The sequence below is a fragment of the Paenibacillus sp. FSL R5-192 genome, assembly GCF_000517845.1.
Classification (GTDB): domain Bacteria; phylum Bacillota; class Bacilli; order Paenibacillales; family Paenibacillaceae; genus Paenibacillus; species Paenibacillus amylolyticus.
Genome location: NZ_ASPR01000043.1, coordinates 80,342 through 97,262, shown reverse-complemented (window position 1 = coordinate 97,262; position 16,921 = coordinate 80,342). Strand labels below are relative to the sequence as shown.

Genomic DNA, 16,921 nt, shown 5'->3' with positions numbered 1-16,921 from the left:
AGGTTGTCTGCTTGTCATTCTGTCCTCTTATGTTCTCAGGCTTACCCCTAATATGGCAATAATGTCACTTTCGGCGACATTATTGGTAGCAAGTATTTATGGGGAGAGACGATATCCTGTGTTGCGAAAATTTCAGTGGATTTTTCTAGGGATATTCCACTATTTCAGTGAACTGAACTGGTGCAACATGCTGTATTATATGCTCATTATTTCAATGATCCAGGACAAACCAAGGTTGGCGCAGACCTTGCCGATTTCGTTGCTGCTTATGTTGCAATATACGTTGATTCGGCTTTCGTATGTGCCTGTAGATACATATGCTTTGCTGGTTTCGTTATTTGACCTGTTAACCTCGGTTGTTATCATTTTTTTGTATCATACCTTAATCAACAGTGAGGTCGAGAAGCGCAGGCTTCGGGAAAAAAATCGGTTCTTGACCCTGCATGATCCGCTTACCGGACTGTTGAATTACGAAGGTTACATGGAGGTGTTACATAAGACAGTAGAAGAGCAACGGTCTTTTTTGCTTGTCCTTTTGAACGTCAATAACTTTAGCGGCTTTAAAAAAGAGTCAGAAGATCCTTGGTGTACGGTAATCACAGGTACAGGCCAGATGATCAGCAATCATTTCACCGAGGCCTATGGCATATCCCGGTATGCAGGAGACCGATTTGCGGTCGTTTTGCCAGAGATACAGGATGTGGAAGAACGAATGTCGTCACTACTATCCGTGCAACTTCAAGGACTCCAGGTAAGCTACAGCATCTCCCTGTACCCGGAAATGTCGGATTCGTTGCAGCACTTTATGACGGTAGCCGAGGATAGGCTGCTTCAACAACAGCGCAGCAAATGGCTGAAAAATGAAGAAGAAGTATTTCGTTCCGAGAGACTAAGGGCTGTAGGTGAACTGGCCGCGGGTATGGCTCACGAAATTCGGAACCCGCTTACCGCAATTCGGGGATTCCTGCAGCTGTCCCGTGGACAAGCGTTTAATATCGCGCCATGGTATGAAGTGATTATGGGTGAGGTGACAAGAGTAACCGATCTGACGGCTGAATTTTTGCAGTTTTCCAAACCACATGCGAATCACATGAAGCCTGAACATTTGGGTCACTGCCTTGAACGAGTGATGTCTTTGACCGAGTCAGATGCGGCATCCCGAGGGCATCAAATTACGCTTGAAATGACTAATGAGCCAGTTGTGATCATCATGGATCGAGATAAAATTGTGCAGGTATTGATCAATCTGATTCGTAACGCTTTTGAAGCAATGACAGACCCTGGTGAGGTCCATATGGATTTGTTGCAGGACGGAGACGCAGTGCTCATTTCAATTACAGATACAGGAAGCGGCATTCCGGAAAATTCGCTATCCACCATCTTTAATCCATTTTATACAACCAAAGAAGAAGGTACGGGACTTGGACTTGCGCTCTGCCAGAAAATCGTTCAGGATCACAATGGTAAAATTACCGTCCATAGCGAAATGGGGGTTGGCTCCACCTTCACGCTTCATCTGCCAATGGAGACTTAAATCATATAAGGGATCCAAAGATAGCAATTAAGTAGTCATTAGACAAAAACATAAAAACGCCGCATGGGTCCAGAAGAACCCCGTGCGGCGTTTAATATTTCGATTAATAAGTTGATGTGTGGAGACTACATCGGTTCCGATCATTTTAGATATATAAGAGTGTGTCTGCAAATTCAAGTAAGCGATATGATGATGGAGGTCAGCGTATAAAAGTCTGAAGTTCAAGCCAGTTGATCCTGGCGAATGGGTAGTCGATTTTCTAAGGAACATAGGACGTCTTATTTGGCCTTCAAGTCCTTACTTTAATTTGTAAGAAACTTCAGACACGTTATTTCCCAACATCCCATGAAAAAACGTTGAAAATGGCTGTTTATTTGGATATAACGTGTCTCAGATTCTTTAGATTTCTGAGGGAGCTTCAAAAGCTTGAATAAGGCGCCTCAGATTCGTTAGTTTACGCTCTTGCTCTGTTCCAACCGCGAGCTGGACGATGTCCTCAAGCCCGCCCGGCACGGAGTGGAGCTTTTCATTTGGAATAGAGAAAACCCACTTTTGTGGCATATTGATCGCTTGTTCGCACGCGAAGGACATGTTCTCCCACATTCAGGATACAGCGCAATTACTTGCTCCATACGCGCTAAGGTCCGCTTCGGCATGGAGTAACTTTGCAGAGTCGCTTTAGTTCGACTTATTGAGCTGTCCCTGATGTAACTGATAGTAGAATCCTTGTTGCTTCATCAACTCATCATGGTTGCCCCGTTCAGCGATCTGTCCATCATCAATGACGAGAATCTGATCGGCTTCACGAATCGTGCTCAGTCTGTGGGCGATGACAAAGCTGGTACGGTCTTTCATTAAAGTGCGCATCGCTTCCTGAATGTGCATCTCCGTGCGCGTATCAATGCTACTCGTTGCTTCATCCAGAATAAGAATGGCCGGATCAGCCAGAATTGCCCGGGCAATGGTCAGCAGTTGTCGTTGTCCCTGACTCAGGTTGCTTCCCCCGGAAATGATGGGGGTGTCGTAACCTTGTGACAGTTTGCGGATGAACGAATGTGCATTCGCCAGCTCAGCCGCTTGCCTGATCTGTTCATCGGTTGCGTCGGGCTTGCCGTAGGCGAGATTGTCGCGAATGGTACCCGAGAACAGGTAGGCATCCTGAAGTACAATGCCGAGTTGCCGACGGAGTTGATCCTTCTCCAGTTCCGAGATGTTACATCCATCGATGGTAATCCGTCCGCCTGTAATCTCGTAGAAACGGGGTAACAGGTTGATAATGGTCGTTTTGCCTGCGCCGGTGGGTCCAACAAGTGCAATCATCTCACCAGGTTTTGCAGTAAAACTGACCTTCTTCAAAATGTCTCGCTCCGCACTGTATCCGAAGGAGACGTCTTCAAATACCACTTTACCTTGAATCTGGTCCAGTTGTTTCTTCTGTTCCTCTACGTATTCGCTAGGCGTATCCATAATGTGAAACACACGTTCAGCACCTGCAATTGCAGCCTGAATCAGATTGTACTGATTGGCCAGATCGTTGAGCGGCCGCTCAATCTGGCGGGAGTAAGCGAGAAAGCTGACGATCAGTCCGATGGACGTCATTTCATGATAAGCCATCCATCCACCTACAGAAGCGAGTATGGCAAACCCGATATTGTTCATCACGTTCATCGTAGGTCCAACCAAACCCGAAACGGTCTGGGCCTGTGTGCTGGATGTGCGCAGTTTCTCGTTCAAATTCTCAAAATGTTGATGTGCCTGATCCTGACGGTTATAAGCCGCTACGACTTTTTGTCCAGCAATGGTTTCCTGAGCATACCCATTAAGCTCACCAAGCAATTTCTGCTGGGCTGTGAAGTGTTTACGTGTTCTTGACGCGATCAGGCGAGTGGCGATGGTAATCAACGGTACAGTCACCAGACTGAGCAGGGTAAGCCGAACATCCAGTGCAAACATGATCGACAAGGAGCCAACTAGCAAAATGGCGCTGGACATCAATTGGGTTACGCTTTGGTTCAGCGTTGTAGATACGTTATCGATGTCATTGGTCGCCCGGCTCATCAGATCCCCGCTTTGATTTTTATCAAAAAAGCTGACAGGCAGCTCTTGTAGTCGGGAGAACAACGCATGTCGCAGATCCTTAACGGTCAGTTGGGACACACCAATCATGACATAGGATTGAGCCCACATCAGGAGTGAGCCAAGGACATAAACACTCAGCAAGAGGAGACATTCCTTCAGCAAACCCGCTGTTACTTTGGGCACGATATGTTCGTTAACGGCACGGCCGAGAAGGTAAGGTCCTGCCAGATTGAGCAGTGTTCCAAGAGCCGTCAGCACTAATGCAGCAATGACTCCTTTGCGATGACGTCCCATGTACGACCATACCCGGATCAGGGCATGGCGAGCATTTTTGGCTCTGACTTTGGGAACAGGTCCTCTGCCTGCTGGTCCGGGTCTTCCGATGGGAGGCACGACCGTTTGTTGTATGGAGGAAGATGCAGGTTTAGCCAAATTGAACATCCTCCTTCCGTTGCTGCGAATAATAGATGGCTTGATAGTGAGTCGAATGAGCCATAAGGTCATCATGTGTGCCCCTGGCAACGATCTGTCCTTCATCAATAACATATATACAGTCTGCATCCTTCACGGAGGAGATCCGCTGTGCAATCAAAAAGGTCGTGCTGTCTTTCATCAAGGATTGCAAAGCCTTCTGAATGCTCGCTTCCGTACGCAGATCCACAGCACTGGTGCTATCATCCAGAATCAGCACTTCTGGCCGCATGAGCAGGGCGCGTGCAATGGATATACGTTGTTTCTGTCCACCGGATAGATTGACCCCGCGCTGACCCAGCTCCGTGTCATAGCCATCTTTCAGTTTCATAATAAAATCATCCGCTGCCGCAGCTTGCGCCGCAGCACGCAATTCAGCATCTGTTGCATTGGGCCGGCCGAAGCAAATGTTATCCCGGATGCTGCCGCTGAACAGAATGGATTCCTGGAGCACAATGGATACACGGCTGCGAAGATCCTGAAGATCCCAGTGGCGAACGTTCACTCCATTCACGAGCACTTCACCCTGCGAAGCATCGTATAGACGGGGAATCAGCTGCACCAGCGAGGTCTTGCCTGAACCTGTTGAACCGATCAGGGCCACTTTCTCACCCGGGCGAGCCTTCAGGTTAATTCCGGTGAGTGCATGGTCTCCGTCGTAACGGAAAGATACGTCTCTGAACTCCACTTGACCGCCTGTGTGCGAAGGAAGGGGAGACGGTTGGTATGAGGACTGCTGACGTTTAGACTGATGTGACTGTACATTCCCGGAGTTATCGATTCCCGATTGAATATCCGGCTGTGTATGTAACACCTCGTTGATCCGTGCAGCTGATACCTTGGCGCGGGAGAAACTCATCATCATCATGCCGATCGACGTGAGGGAAGAGAGTACAACTGTGACATAGTTGATAAAAGCAATCAGATCTCCGGCAGCAATATCGCCTCCCACTACCTGGAAACCTCCGAACCACAGCACCGCTACAATGGTAGCGTTCAGCATCAGGCTGAGCACGGGTGCATTCAGTGTGACGATCCGCCAAGCTTTGACGGCGGTTGTAGTGTAATCTTCGTTGGATTGTTTGAACCGCTTTTTCTCCAGACGTGCACGTGCAAATGCTTTGACGACACGAATGCCGGCAAGATTCTCCTGAAGCACAGCGTTGACCTGATCAAGTTTGTTCTGCACACTGGCGAACAGCGGATAGGAAGCTTTTATCAGAATAAATAAAATAATAAACAGCACCGGTACAGTCGCAATAAGAATTAAAGCCAGCTTTACACTGATCGTAAACGCCATGATGATACTACCAATGATCAACATTGGCGAACGGATAAACATCCGCAGCAGCATCTGTACAAAGGTCTGCATCTGGGTAATGTCACTCGTCAGACGAGTGATCAGAGATCCTTCCTGGAACGTATCCAGATTACGGAAGGAGAAGGTTTGAATATGGTCAAACAACTCCTGGCGCAGATCTGTGCCGTATCCAACGGCAGCTTTGCTTGAATAGAGTGTACAGCCTGCGCCGCCAACCCAGCCGATTAACGCAACAAGTAGCATGATCAGACCTGTAGTCACGATATGGGGCAGATTCCCTGCAAGTACACCATCATCCACGATGCTGGACATCAGCTTGGGCTGGAGCAGGTCCATGGTAACCTCAAGTACCATGAGCAGCGGGGCGACGATTGCTGCTGACTTATACGGGGTCAAGAATCGTTTTAACGTCCACAATAGGGAATCACCTCAATCTTCATAGCATAAGTGAATCAATTTCATAATACCTTTAGCTGGTCTGCATCACCTCAGGATTCACGCAGGTTTTGGAGCATACGCTGTGCAAGTGCAGACATGATCTCGGATTCTTCCGGTGTAAAATCTTTCTGGGCCTGCTGTTCCAACTCCTGAATCACTTCTCTCAATTCTTGTAGCGCAGAGCGCCCCTGATCCGTCAGGTATACCCGCAGACTACGCAGATCCTTCGGGTCTGCTTCGCGTCTCACATAACCGGATGATTCCATACGTTTGAGCATGACGGTTACCGTTGCGGGACTGCGCTGAAGTTGTTCGGCCAGGTTTTTCTGGGATTGGCCATCTTCCCGTTCAAGCTGGAACAGCAAAGGGGGCTGCCCCGGGTATAACTCGGGGTGGTTCACAAGTTTCTCATGAACCTTGTAGCGTTTCAGTTTCACGAGTTCGGATAGCTGTCCCATTAACCGATCATTTTGGACTGGGTTCATTTCATCTACTCCTATCCTTTTAGTTAGTCGACTAACTAAATCTTAAGTTCGATTTGACATATCGTCAAGTGAATACAGATCATTTATTTTAGACTGGAAATATTGACCTGAGATAAAATGATGTGATAAATTGATATTATCTAATTGTTAATAACATAATGTTAATAACAGAATGGAGTTTGTATATTATGACTTACGAAGGTTCCTCTGGAGGAAAAACTCCCGATTACCGGGAGCATCAGAATCAGGTACATATCAGTGAACAACAGTTTCTGGAAACGTATAATGCTGGTGATTACGAACGTCCTTCCGTCACCGTGGACATGTTGGTCTTTACGATTCGCAGTGAAGCTCAGGAGAATTATCGCAAGCTTGCGGAACCCGAACTCCAGTTACTACTAATCCGGCGGGGTGGCCATCCCTATCTGGGACAGTGGGCGTTACCGGGCGGATTTGTCTCCATGCAGGAATCATTGGAAGATGCTGCTCGGCGGGAATTGTTGACGGAGACAGGGCTGGATGATATTTATCTGGAGCAACTGTACACCTGGGGAGATGTGGAGCGAGATCCGCGTACACGGGTCATCAGTTGTTCCTATATGGCGCTAGTCGATAGCAGCGAGCTGGAGCTTCAGGCTGGCGATGATGCCAGTGAGGCCAATTGGTTTCGGGTGGAGCAGCGGCTTCTGGAAGAGAAGCGCCATATCCATGAGCGTGGACGTGTGACAGAACGCAGATTGCAGTTGATTTTGACCAATGGAACAGAAGAGTTATCGGCAATTGTTGAAACGAAAGAAACCATAGAAGGAAAAGTACGAAGCCATCGTTTGACGTTGGGGGAGGTTCAGGGGGTTGCATTTGATCATGCCAAAATCATTCATTATGCACTTGAACGTCTGCGATCCAAGATCGAGTACACGGATATTGCATTTAATCTGATGCCGGAGACGTTTACGCTGACTGCACTTCAGAAAGTACATGAGATCATCAGTGGCAAAAAACTGCTGGCTGCCGCTTTCCGGCGTAAAATCGCCGATTGGGTTATTGAGACGGGAGAGTATGCGAGCAGTGCCGGTCATCGACCATCACGTTTATACAGATTGAACCCAGAGAGGCAGACACCCTGAAAAGGGGAAGCATCAATGAACACGGACGAAGTGATTCAAGCCATGGGCGGGATCACTGCAACCATGAGGAACAAGTAAAGAGGGGATATGGATGGAAAAGTTTACGTTTTTCTGGCGGACTGCATCTCCGTTCTCGCAGTGGCACCCGGCGGATTTTACCATGAACGGGGTTCACTACACGAGTGCGGAGCAATACATGATGCACCAGAAAGCGCTGCTGTTTGGCGATCAGACCATCGCAGACAAGATTCTGAAGGCAAGCTCTGCTTCAGTACAAAAAAAGCTGGGCAGACAGGTCGCAGGTTTCGACCAGACTTTATGGGAAACGGAATGCCAGCGCATTGTCTACGAAGGCAATTGGGGCAAATTTACACAAAACAAAGAAATGCTAACCGCGCTGCGTGCCACCCGTGGAACGACTCTCGTGGAAGCAAGTCCGGATGATCGCATCTGGGGTGTGGGACTGGCGGAGGAAGATCCGCGTATTCGGAATAGAAGAACATGGCGGGGAACCAACTGGCTGGGTGAGATTCTCACCCGTCTAAGAGAAGATATAGGAAGTGATTCAGATGAGTGATAAGCAACAGTATAAGAACAATAGCAGTAATAACAAGAACAGCAGTGGACGTTACAACAACAACAGTACACTTGATAGATCAACGGGTATTACCGGCTCCAATCCACGTACCATGCGGGCCAGTATCGCACAGCAGACGCTGGCTATTTTGGATGAAGGGCAATACGTAAATGGGTATGATTGCAAGGTTGAGATAGGTATCGATGTGCAGCAAGCCATTCGAAATTCGGTATTATATCGTCCTTCGGAGCTTTCCACACTCAGGGGGAAGTTCCGTACAGAAGCTCACGCAGAAACTCATTCGGTAGCCTCATCAACTGAAGCTGAAGCTGCATCTGTGTCAGTGCGCATTGAGGTTACTGGAGAGACTACACTTGGAGCGGCTTCACGTTTGACGGTAGCTGAAGGAAGAGAAGATGTGGTCTGTCTGAACTTTGCATCGGCGAAAAATCCTGGCGGCGGTTTCCTTGGTGGAAGTCAGGCACAGGAAGAGAGTCTGGCCCGAGCGACAGGACTATACCCGTGCATCGCCCAAATGGATGAAATGTACGAGTACAATCGCAAACAGCGATCAGGTCTCTATTCGAATTATATGATCTATTCTCCGGATGTTCCGGTGATCCGTGATGATGAAGACCGACTGCTGGACCAATATTATGTATCATCATTCATTACTGCGCCAGCGGTGAATGCGGGTGTGGTGAAAGAGCGTGGAGAAGCGGATGATCTACAGATTGAGTCCGTGATGAAGGAACGCATCCGTTATATTCTGGACGTGGCTGCTACGAATGGTCATCGGACGATTGTTCTCGGTGCATATGGTTGTGGAGTATTTCGTAATGAACCGGCAGTGGTGGCGAAGTATTTTCATGATGTGTTAGTGGGAGAGGGATTTAAGGACTCCTTTGAACGAATTGTATTTGCTGTATATGATCGATCCTCAGGTCAGCGAACATTAAAGGTATTTCAACGTTTTTTTGGCAGAGGCCTAATAAAAAAATAAGGGATCTACATAGTTTGAACTAATCATTTGCACGATAACGGAGAGGAATGCGATGCAGTTTCATGAGAGAGAACAGGATTTATTTGAACTGGGGGATGAGTACACGCTTGCGCACTGCATATCAGCCGATGCAAGGATGGGCAAGGGCATTGCGGTACAGTTTCGGGAGCGATTTGGTTTGGAAAATCTTCAAGAGCAGGCCAAACAAGAGCCGCTTGAGATTGGACGATGTTATCCGGTAGGACGGACGATGAATCTGGTCACCAAGGCAAAGTTCTCCAATAAGCCGACGTATCAATCGTTGACTAATGCGGTAGAATCCATGCGGGACGTATGTATTATGAATGGCATTACGAAACTGGCTATGCCCCGAATAGGATGCGGGTTGGACAGGCTGAAATGGGATAAGGTCAGTCCGATTATCCAGGAAGCTTTTGCCGATACGGATGTTGAGATCATTGTCTGTACACTGTGAGCGCACTTGGTGGAAGAGGATGGACTGCAGCTTGCTGGCAGACCCAAAGCAAAAAAACCTCAGCTTTGAGGGGAATAGAGTGTAAGTATGATTCATACAAACGCTGTTCCGATTTCAAAGTGAGGTTTTTTGTTGTTTTTATAGTTGATGGGTATCAGATGTATCGGACACTTTATTTTTTGGAGAACATTTCTTTGGCTTCATCCATCGCCATTTTATTACCGATCGATGAGTAATCCAGCCAAGGTTGTGCACCAATAGGGTAGACATGGCCGGCTTTGACTGCTTTCAGGCCTTGCCAGATCGGATTGTTTTGCAGCTCCTTAAACATGGTCTGGGCTTCATCATCCGAATTCACAACCACAAAGATCGCGTCTGCATCATAGTCCGGCAATATTTCACGGGAGACGACTTGATACGGTTTAGTCGAATCGATATCTGTGATCCCTTTGGCAGGAGTCAGACCGAGATCCTCATACAAAATGGGACCCATGGGACGGCGTGTACTGAATACACGTAATTCTTTGGCAGTAACACGGATTGCCATCACAGTCCCATCACCAATCGTGTCATGAATCAGAGATTTCACTTCTTCCGTTTCGGTTGCGTAGTCCTGAATGTATTGCTCGGCTTCCTTCTCGCGATTTACGAGTTTGCCAATGTCTTTCAGATGGTCGCGCCATGTACCGTCATCCAGATTGAAGACATGCACCGGAGCAATTTTTTCGAATTTGGCAATATCACCACCGGAGAATTCTTCGTCCAGATAGATCACATCGGGTTTCAGGGCAAGCAAAGCTTCCATATCCGGGTCTTTAACCGGACCAAGTGGCGTTGTATTTTGAAGTTGATCAGCAACATGGGACAGGAAACCTTTGGCTTCGCCACCGATAACGGAACCAACCGGAGTAATGCCAAGAGACAGCAGATCATTGGTCAAGTGGATCGACATGGAGGCAATACGTTGCTCTCCCGAATTTGCACTGTTGTCTTGATTCTTGGTTGAAGTATCCGTAGACGAACCACCAGAAGCAGATGATGAATTATTGGTCGTTCCACAGGCTGCAAGCACTAGCACCAGACAGATACTCATGACAAGCATAAGATTTTTCTTTAACATGAATAGTCACATTCTCCTTGAACATCTCTTGGATGTCTTTATTGTTTTTTTGAAAAAAAGATCACTTGCTTCGTACTAACAGGTACAAAAAGTAAGGTGCACCAATCGCAGCAACCACTACGCCTGCGGGAATGGCGTTAGGCTGAAAGATCGTTCGCCCGATCGTATCAGCGGTCACCAGAATAACCATACCGATGAGCCCGGCAGCAGGGATCAGATGCCGATGCATCGGACCGACAAGTCTACGCGCCAGATGTGGCGCCGCCAGACCGATAAAGCCGATCCCACCAGCCATCGATACACTGACGGCAGACAAAGCCACGGCACAAAGCAGTAAAATAATACGCTGGGATCGGACAGGTGTTCCGATACTGGTTGCGGCAGCATCTCCAAGATTGAAGGCATCGAGCGTTTTGGATCGACTCCAGATGTACGAGATACATAACACCACCCAAGGAAGCAAAGCTTGCACATGAATCCAATCCCGGCCCCAGACGCTTCCTGCCAACCAGCGAGCGGCAAAGGAATAGGTGTCTTCATCCAGACGCAGGGAAAGGTAGAGTGTCAACGCATGGAACCCGGCCGCTACCGCGATTCCCACCAGAATCAGCTTAATGGGTGATACGCCGTTGTGCCGATCATAAGATAACAGCATGATGATCAGGGCGGCGGCAACACTGCCTGCAAAAGCAAACAACGGGATCAGCAAGGCCACAGAACCATCCATCGTAAAGGAGAGACTAACAAACACCATTAGTCCAAATGCAGCCCCTGCATGTAATCCCAGAATGCCCGGGTCCGCCAATGGATTGCGGGTGATCCCTTGCAAGGCTGCTCCGGCAATACCAAGTCCCGCTCCGGCCAGTACAGTTACCAGGATGCGAGGCAGTCGGTAATCAAACAGTACAATCTGATCATCCGAACTGCCATTACCAAGCAAAGTCTGTAACACAGCCATTGGGGAGAGACGAATGGTTCCTGTGTTCAGGCTGATCACAATAACGGCAATGGCGATGCAGAGCAGGGTGATACTGACGACTATCGAACGTTTACCTCGTGAAGGTGTATTAAAATTCATCGCTACAAGGCCCTCCTTTCTTTACGGGCCAGATAGAGGAAGAACGGTACACCGACAAAAGCGACCATAATGCCTACCGCGAGCTCCTCGGGCGGGTTCACGATGCGTGAGCCCAGATCGGCGAGCACCAGTAATATCGCTCCAAGTAGAGAAGACATCGGAATGATGAGTCGATAATCCACACCCACCAGTTTGCGGGAGATATGAGGGATGACAAGTCCGACAAATCCAATCGAGCCTACTGCCGACACGGACACACCAGCCAGCACAACAACCGCTGCGAGGGCGAGAAACCTCGTCCAGCGCAAGTTAATCCCGAGATTAATCGCTACTTCTTCACCGAGTGACATAAGGGATACACGCCGGGCGAGTGGCATGATCAGTACCAGCGTCACGAGCAGCACGGGAAGAATTAACTTCAGATGCCGCCATTCTATTCCGCCAAAACCTCCCGCATACCAGAAGGCCAGATCCTGACTCAGGTCAAAATAAATGGCAACACCTGTGCTGAGCGAGGTTAACATGGCTGCAATAACCGCTCCGGCAACGGTCAGTCTGATGGAATTCAGACCACCAGGTGCTGCCATTCCAAGCAGGAAGATAAGCAGTGTGCCCAGAACAGCTCCCACGAATGATAAAAACATAATCCAGCCGTATGGCAGTCCGGGCCAAAAGGCAAAGCTCAATGCTACGACAAAAGTGGCTCCAGCATTGATGCCCAGAATGCCCGTGTCTGCCAGCGGATTACGCGTAATACCTTGCATTAAAGCTCCTGCAACGGCAAAGGCAGCGCCGATAATAACCGCGGCAAGGACACGAGGCAGCCGCAGTTCATGAATAATCTGATGTGGTGTCAAAGCTGGGTTGTACTGAAATATGGCAGCCCATACGGTTTCCAGCGTTAGCCCTTTGGCACCTAAAGAGATTGCGACAAACATACTTAGCAGCAGTATGGCTATGGCAGACAAAAACGTCAGCCCAACGGTCACTGCAGATTTTCTTGAATTAGACGGACGATGTGGCAGTCCCGGATGTTGAATACGGGTCACTCCTTTGGTACCAACAACGTATTTCATTGTTATTGATTATCATTATCAATTAGTGATCATTATAGAATCTTAATTCAGGCCCGTACATGGCATAAATTAAGATTCTGGAGATGGACATTTTTTAGATTACAAAAGTGAAGGTTTGTTCGTCAACATAGAGAGCGCTTCATCGAGCTGGATGTTGATGGAATATGGAGCATATACGACCCATGAGTTCCAGTCGATGAGATGTACACGTCCGTTTTTTACCGCAGGATGGCTGTTCCACAGTGGATTCGAAGCCATCTCTTTCAACAGTGTTGCCTTTTCATGCATAGAATTAATCGCCAGTACCAGCACATCTGCCTCAAGTCCGTCCCATTCTCCTGGTGTGAAGGGCAGCCAGTTGAATCCAACGCCGGGAGATTTGCCAGCCAGTTCGGTCTGAATGCGCTGAGGAGCGGCCAATTGCAAGGTTCGATAAAAGACATGTCCAAAGTTCCGATGGCTGTACATCCGTGGACCTTTAGGTGTTAACGTGCCAACGGCAACGGTGATGTCCCCGACGAATTCCTTGATTTTTTTGCGTGCACGCTCTGCCTTGCGTTCATGTCGATCCAGCCAATCTGTGGCTGCTTGGGTACGATCCACAATGGATGCAATCTGATGCATATGACCGAAGACGTCTGTCTGGTTCCAGGGAATCGTGATGATGGGCGCGACATCGCCAATATGCTCCATCGCTTTGGCAACTGCATTGTCCTTGGTCAGAATCAATTCAGGATTCACATCAAGAAAAGCCTGACGTCCCTGTTCCCAAGGTTCATAGGCGTGGAAGGGCAACGTCAGCGATTTGGGCATATGAGGAAGATGGCCTTGGATCTGAGCTGCGCATGGCGTGATACCAAGTGTCATCAGGTGGTCCGTGTATGGATAGGAGAGCGACACGATATTTCGGTGGACCTGCTTCGAATAGGAAGTTGGCGCATAACCGGCATGGTTTCGGAAACGTCGGCTGAAATAAAATTCGTCACGGTAACCCACTTCACGAGCTACATCACGGATACGCAGATCTGAAGTAAGTAGCAATTCCTTGGCTCGGTTCATACGCAGATGAGTGATGTACTCAATCGGATTTTTCTGCATGCGGCTCTTGAATAGCTGCGAGTAATAGGACGGGTGCATGTCAGCCAGTTCAGCCAGCTTCTCCAGCTTGATCTCGTGCATATAGTTTTCGCGCATGTATTGCAGGGTGGACCTGAGCCACTGTTCGGGTTCATCCTGCCCAGCCCCCACGTCAGTCTGGTCTTCTTGAGGCCAGAGCATATGTAACAGTTCCGTCAGGAAGAGCTGTGCTTTCAAGCCCCTTTCCAAACCTTCATTGCTTAATTGTGTAAGCTGTGCGGCAATGCGCTGTATACCGTAAAATGGGCCCTGAATCCAGCCTGTAACAGGTGAACTGAGCTCACGTTCGTAGATTCGTCTGGCTTTTGTTTTCTCCGTAGCCCGATACATATCAAAGTGAATGATATACAGTTCAATATCATGGTCTTCATCACTAAACAGTTCAATTGCAGTTCCTGGTAGGGACAGACAAGCTGATTTGCGAACCACGTGAGATTGGATTCCATTCATGATCAGTTGGCCTGTGAATTTGTGCATGTATATGAAGGTATGATGAGCTAACTCAGTTGTGGACCAGCGCCATTTCTCACGGGTTATAATATGTTCTGCCTGACGAAGTTCGATCAGGGTATCATTCAAGAATGCATCCAGGTCTGCTCGAGTTGAGGATTCCTTTTCTGCATTGGGACTTGTCTGCTGATGCAACAGGTGTGGATTCTTGCCGCTGTGGGCGGTACCTGGGATGGTAGTCATGGTGTTATGCGTCCTCCTCTCTTTGGAACAGTTTAGGTAATGATTGAATCTGGAACGTACCATATTTTCTCGGACATGAAGGTCTATTTTAAACGTCTATTGATGCGTTTTGCATGATGTTATGATTACTGACTGTCTTGTCAAAAGCGCGTTTGCAGTATAGTCAGATGTTTTATGAATAGCACAGGGTATATGATCCCGTTATCAGATGTGATCGATAGTTTAACCAGATTGTCGCTAGTTACAAGTATGTTTACGGACAAGACTTCTTGGCCCTAGTCTGCTGATAATCTTAGCAAATCTACTGGAGAATTGAAATGTACACAGATATGTTCGAGGCCCTGATGAGCTTGAAGTCTATTGAAAGCACATAATCGAAATCGTTTTCTGACGTAAGCGTTTCTTTTTGGTAAAATACAGGGGATAACATGTTGGCCTGATCTGAATCATGAACCTTTTCAACTCAAATTGCAGTAGGGAGGCTTTAATATGACAGAAGTAGTGGGACGGGACAAAGTACGCTGGGGCATTATGGGCACGGGATGGATTGCATCCCAGTTTGCAAGGGATTTGGAGCATGCGGGAAACGCTGTGAAAGCAGCGGTAGGTTCACGGACAGCGGGAAGTGCGGAGAAGTTTGCAGCTGAATATGGTTTTGCACGCGCTTACGGTTCTTATGATGAAATGCTGCAAGATCCTGAGGTAGATATTATCTATGTGGCAACACCTCACCCTGTGCATAAGGAGAATGTAATGGCTTGTCTGGAGGCAGGCAAGGCGGTGCTATGTGAAAAGCCGTTTACGATGAACGCGCGTCAGTTGGAGCAACTGGTGGAGACGGCACGGGAGCGTAACCTTTTCCTGATGGAAGGGATGTGGACACGCTTTTTGCCACCGATCGCTCAAGCCAGAGCATGGATTGCAGAAGGACGAATTGGTGAAGTACGTTTGCTCCAGGCAGACTTTGGATTCCGTGTCGGCTGGGAGCCGGAAGGTAGGTTGCTTAATCCGGATCTGGGTGGAGGCGCATTGTTGGATGCAGGGGTGTACCCGATCTCCTTTGCATCGATGATCTTTGGTGAACAGCCCCAGCATGTATGGAGTACAGCCAATATCGGTGAGACGGGTGTGGACGAGCAATTTTCCGTGTTGTTGTCCTATTCCGAGGGACGTTCTGCATCACTGAGTGCTGCCATTCGTCTGAACCTTAGCAATGAAGCGGTCATATACGGTACGGAAGGCAAGATTCGTCTTCCTTTATTCTTGGCGGGTAAAGAAGCCTATCTGCATGTGAATGGTCAGGACGAGCCGGAGAAGTTCACGGATGATCGAACATGTATTGGTTATGCTTTTGAGGCAGAAGAAGCGGGACGTTGTATCCTCGAAGGTCGGACGGAGAGCAACACCATTAAACTGGACGAATCCTTGGAAATCATGAAGCTGATGGACACGATTCGGGGCCAGTGGGGATTACGTTACAAATCGGAGTAAACAGACAGGAGCTGACGTGTGATGGTGAAGATTCTGATATCCGGGTTTGAACCTTTTGGCGGGGATGCGGTGAATCCGACGGGGGCATTAATGGATGCTCTTGCAAACGAAGTGATCGAGGGTGCTGAGCTAAAAACAGTACTGTTGCCCGTGCACTTCGATGAATGTGCAGACCTGCTGATCGCAGAGATGGAAGCCTATCGGCCAGATGTCGTTATTGCCTGTGGGCTGGCCAAGGGCAGAACATCCATCACACCGGAGCGGATCGCCGTGAATGTCAAAGATATTCCGCCAGGCTCCTACGCGGATAACCAGGGACAACGTCCTGTGGACGAGCCAATTGTAGATGGCAGCCCGGACGGTTTGTTCTCCACGTTGCCCATACGTGCCATGGTGAATGACATGTCCGCAGCGGGTATTCCAGCTACCGTGTCCAATACAGCAGGTACATATATCTGCAACAACACGATGTACCGGGTTCTGGATTACATTCGTATAGGGCAGCTTCCGATTCGTGCCGGATTTGTACACTTTCCCGCCTCCACAGAGATGGCTGTGTTGCAGCCTTCCGTCCCGTCGCTGCCTATTCCCATGATGCTGGATGCACTGCGGATTATGATTCGTACGGTTGTGGCTAATTCGTAGGGATGGTTCCGATTGTTCGGCTGCGGTTGCAGCAGATCGTAGGCGACGGTTGAATTCGTAGACCACCGTTGTGAGATGGAGAGTAGTGAGTTGGGGTGATGGAGGTACAGTAGGGTTCAAGATGACGTGGAGAGCGTGTAGTTGCATGGTTTTTGTCTGCTTCGATCTTGG

14 protein-coding genes are annotated in these 16,921 nt (G+C 48.5%); 7 read left to right on the top strand and 7 right to left on the bottom strand.

Annotation, left to right across the window (positions count from 1 at the left end):
* Positions 1-118: 118 nt before the first annotated feature.
* The gene (locus C161_RS20705) at positions 119-1,534 is read left to right on the top strand and encodes an ATP-binding protein (protein ID WP_051449843.1); all 1,416 of its coding nucleotides are present in this window, start codon (positions 119-121) and stop codon (positions 1,532-1,534) included.
* 678 nt (positions 1,535-2,212) lie between these two features.
* Here C161_RS20705 and C161_RS20695 read toward each other — a convergent pair.
* The 3 genes from C161_RS20695 to C161_RS20685 all read right to left on the bottom strand — a co-directional run bounded on the left by C161_RS20695 (position 2,213) and on the right by C161_RS20685 (position 6,328).
* Positions 2,213-4,054: an ABC transporter ATP-binding protein gene (locus C161_RS20695; RefSeq protein ID WP_051449842.1), complete on the bottom strand. Its 1,842-nt coding sequence runs from the start codon at positions 4,052-4,054 to the stop codon at positions 2,213-2,215.
* Positions 4,038-5,822, bottom strand: a complete 1,785-nt coding sequence (locus C161_RS20690) for an ABC transporter ATP-binding protein (RefSeq protein ID WP_036672469.1) — start codon at positions 5,820-5,822, stop codon at positions 4,038-4,040. The genes C161_RS20695 and C161_RS20690 overlap by 17 nt, the downstream gene beginning before the upstream one ends.
* A 71-nt stretch (positions 5,823-5,893) precedes the next feature.
* Complete coding sequence (locus tag C161_RS20685) at positions 5,894-6,328, bottom strand: MarR family winged helix-turn-helix transcriptional regulator (protein WP_036672467.1); 435 nt, start codon at positions 6,326-6,328, stop codon at positions 5,894-5,896.
* Positions 6,329-6,516: 188 nt separating this feature from the next.
* On the opposite strand from C161_RS20685, the gene C161_RS20680 reads away from it, so the two are divergent.
* The 4 genes from C161_RS20680 to C161_RS20665 all read left to right on the top strand — a co-directional run bounded on the left by C161_RS20680 (position 6,517) and on the right by C161_RS20665 (position 9,510).
* Positions 6,517-7,455, top strand: coding sequence for an NUDIX domain-containing protein (locus C161_RS20680; protein WP_051449841.1), 939 nt, complete (start codon positions 6,517-6,519; stop codon positions 7,453-7,455).
* 91 nt (positions 7,456-7,546) lie between these two features.
* A complete protein-coding gene (locus C161_RS20675) occupies positions 7,547-8,032 on the top strand; it encodes an NADAR family protein (RefSeq protein WP_036672465.1) in 486 nt (161 codons plus the stop codon).
* 112 nt (positions 8,033-8,144) lie between these two features.
* Positions 8,145-9,035, top strand: coding sequence for a TIGR02452 family protein (locus C161_RS20670; RefSeq protein WP_036672685.1), 891 nt, complete (start codon positions 8,145-8,147; stop codon positions 9,033-9,035).
* Positions 9,036-9,087: 52 nt separating this feature from the next.
* The gene (locus C161_RS20665) at positions 9,088-9,510 is read left to right on the top strand and encodes a macro domain-containing protein (protein ID WP_036672461.1); all 423 of its coding nucleotides are present in this window, start codon (positions 9,088-9,090) and stop codon (positions 9,508-9,510) included.
* 172 nt (positions 9,511-9,682) lie between these two features.
* Here C161_RS20665 and C161_RS20660 read toward each other — a convergent pair whose 3' ends face one another.
* From C161_RS20660 to C161_RS20645, 4 genes are all read right to left on the bottom strand, one after another.
* Entirely contained in the window at positions 9,683-10,630 is a 948-nt protein-coding gene (locus C161_RS20660; RefSeq protein ID WP_036672459.1) for an iron-hydroxamate ABC transporter substrate-binding protein, read from the bottom strand.
* A 61-nt stretch (positions 10,631-10,691) separates the two neighbouring features.
* On the bottom strand, positions 10,692-11,708 hold the full coding sequence (locus C161_RS20655; protein ID WP_036672457.1) for a FecCD family ABC transporter permease: 1,017 nt from the start codon (positions 11,706-11,708) through the stop codon (positions 10,692-10,694).
* A gap of 2 nt (positions 11,709-11,710) precedes the next feature.
* Positions 11,711-12,784 (bottom strand): FecCD family ABC transporter permease, encoded by a 1,074-nt coding sequence (locus C161_RS20650; RefSeq protein WP_081745833.1) that lies wholly within the window; start codon positions 12,782-12,784, stop codon positions 11,711-11,713.
* 99 nt (positions 12,785-12,883) lie between these two features.
* Positions 12,884-14,614, bottom strand: coding sequence for an AraC family transcriptional regulator (locus tag C161_RS20645; RefSeq protein ID WP_036672455.1), 1,731 nt, complete (start codon positions 14,612-14,614; stop codon positions 12,884-12,886).
* Between the two features lie 489 nt (positions 14,615-15,103).
* Between C161_RS20645 and C161_RS20640 the strand changes: the two genes are divergently transcribed.
* A complete protein-coding gene (locus tag C161_RS20640) occupies positions 15,104-16,105 on the top strand; it encodes a Gfo/Idh/MocA family protein (RefSeq protein WP_036672452.1) in 1,002 nt (333 codons plus the stop codon).
* Between the two features lie 21 nt (positions 16,106-16,126).
* A complete protein-coding gene (locus C161_RS20635; RefSeq protein ID WP_036672451.1) occupies positions 16,127-16,750 on the top strand; it encodes a pyroglutamyl-peptidase I in 624 nt (207 codons plus the stop codon).
* Positions 16,751-16,921 lie beyond the last annotated feature (171 nt).

Bases quoted from the DNA above. Each gene is read 5' to 3' on its own strand.
- C161_RS20655 (WP_036672457.1), bottom strand. From the start codon at position 11,708: ATGAATTTTAATACACCTTCACGAGGTAAACGTTCGATAGTCGTCAGT.
- C161_RS20670 (WP_036672685.1), top strand. From the start codon at position 8,145: ATGCGGGCCAGTATCGCACAGCAGACGCTGGCTATTTTGGATGAAGGG.
- C161_RS20685 (WP_036672467.1), bottom strand. From the start codon at position 6,328: ATGAACCCAGTCCAAAATGATCGGTTAATGGGACAGCTATCCGAACTC.
- C161_RS20650 (WP_081745833.1), bottom strand. From the start codon at position 12,784: ATGAAATACGTTGTTGGTACCAAAGGAGTGACCCGTATTCAACATCCG.
- C161_RS20645 (WP_036672455.1), bottom strand. From the start codon at position 14,614: ATGACTACCATCCCAGGTACCGCCCACAGCGGCAAGAATCCACACCTG.
- C161_RS20680 (WP_051449841.1), top strand. From the start codon at position 6,517: ATGACTTACGAAGGTTCCTCTGGAGGAAAAACTCCCGATTACCGGGAG.
- C161_RS20665 (WP_036672461.1), top strand. From the start codon at position 9,088: ATGCAGTTTCATGAGAGAGAACAGGATTTATTTGAACTGGGGGATGAG.
- C161_RS20635 (WP_036672451.1), top strand. From the start codon at position 16,127: ATGGTGAAGATTCTGATATCCGGGTTTGAACCTTTTGGCGGGGATGCG.
- C161_RS20695 (WP_051449842.1), bottom strand. From the start codon at position 4,054: ATGTTCAATTTGGCTAAACCTGCATCTTCCTCCATACAACAAACGGTC.
- C161_RS20660 (WP_036672459.1), bottom strand. From the start codon at position 10,630: ATGTTAAAGAAAAATCTTATGCTTGTCATGAGTATCTGTCTGGTGCTA.
- C161_RS20640 (WP_036672452.1), top strand. From the start codon at position 15,104: ATGACAGAAGTAGTGGGACGGGACAAAGTACGCTGGGGCATTATGGGC.
- C161_RS20675 (WP_036672465.1), top strand. From the start codon at position 7,547: ATGGAAAAGTTTACGTTTTTCTGGCGGACTGCATCTCCGTTCTCGCAG.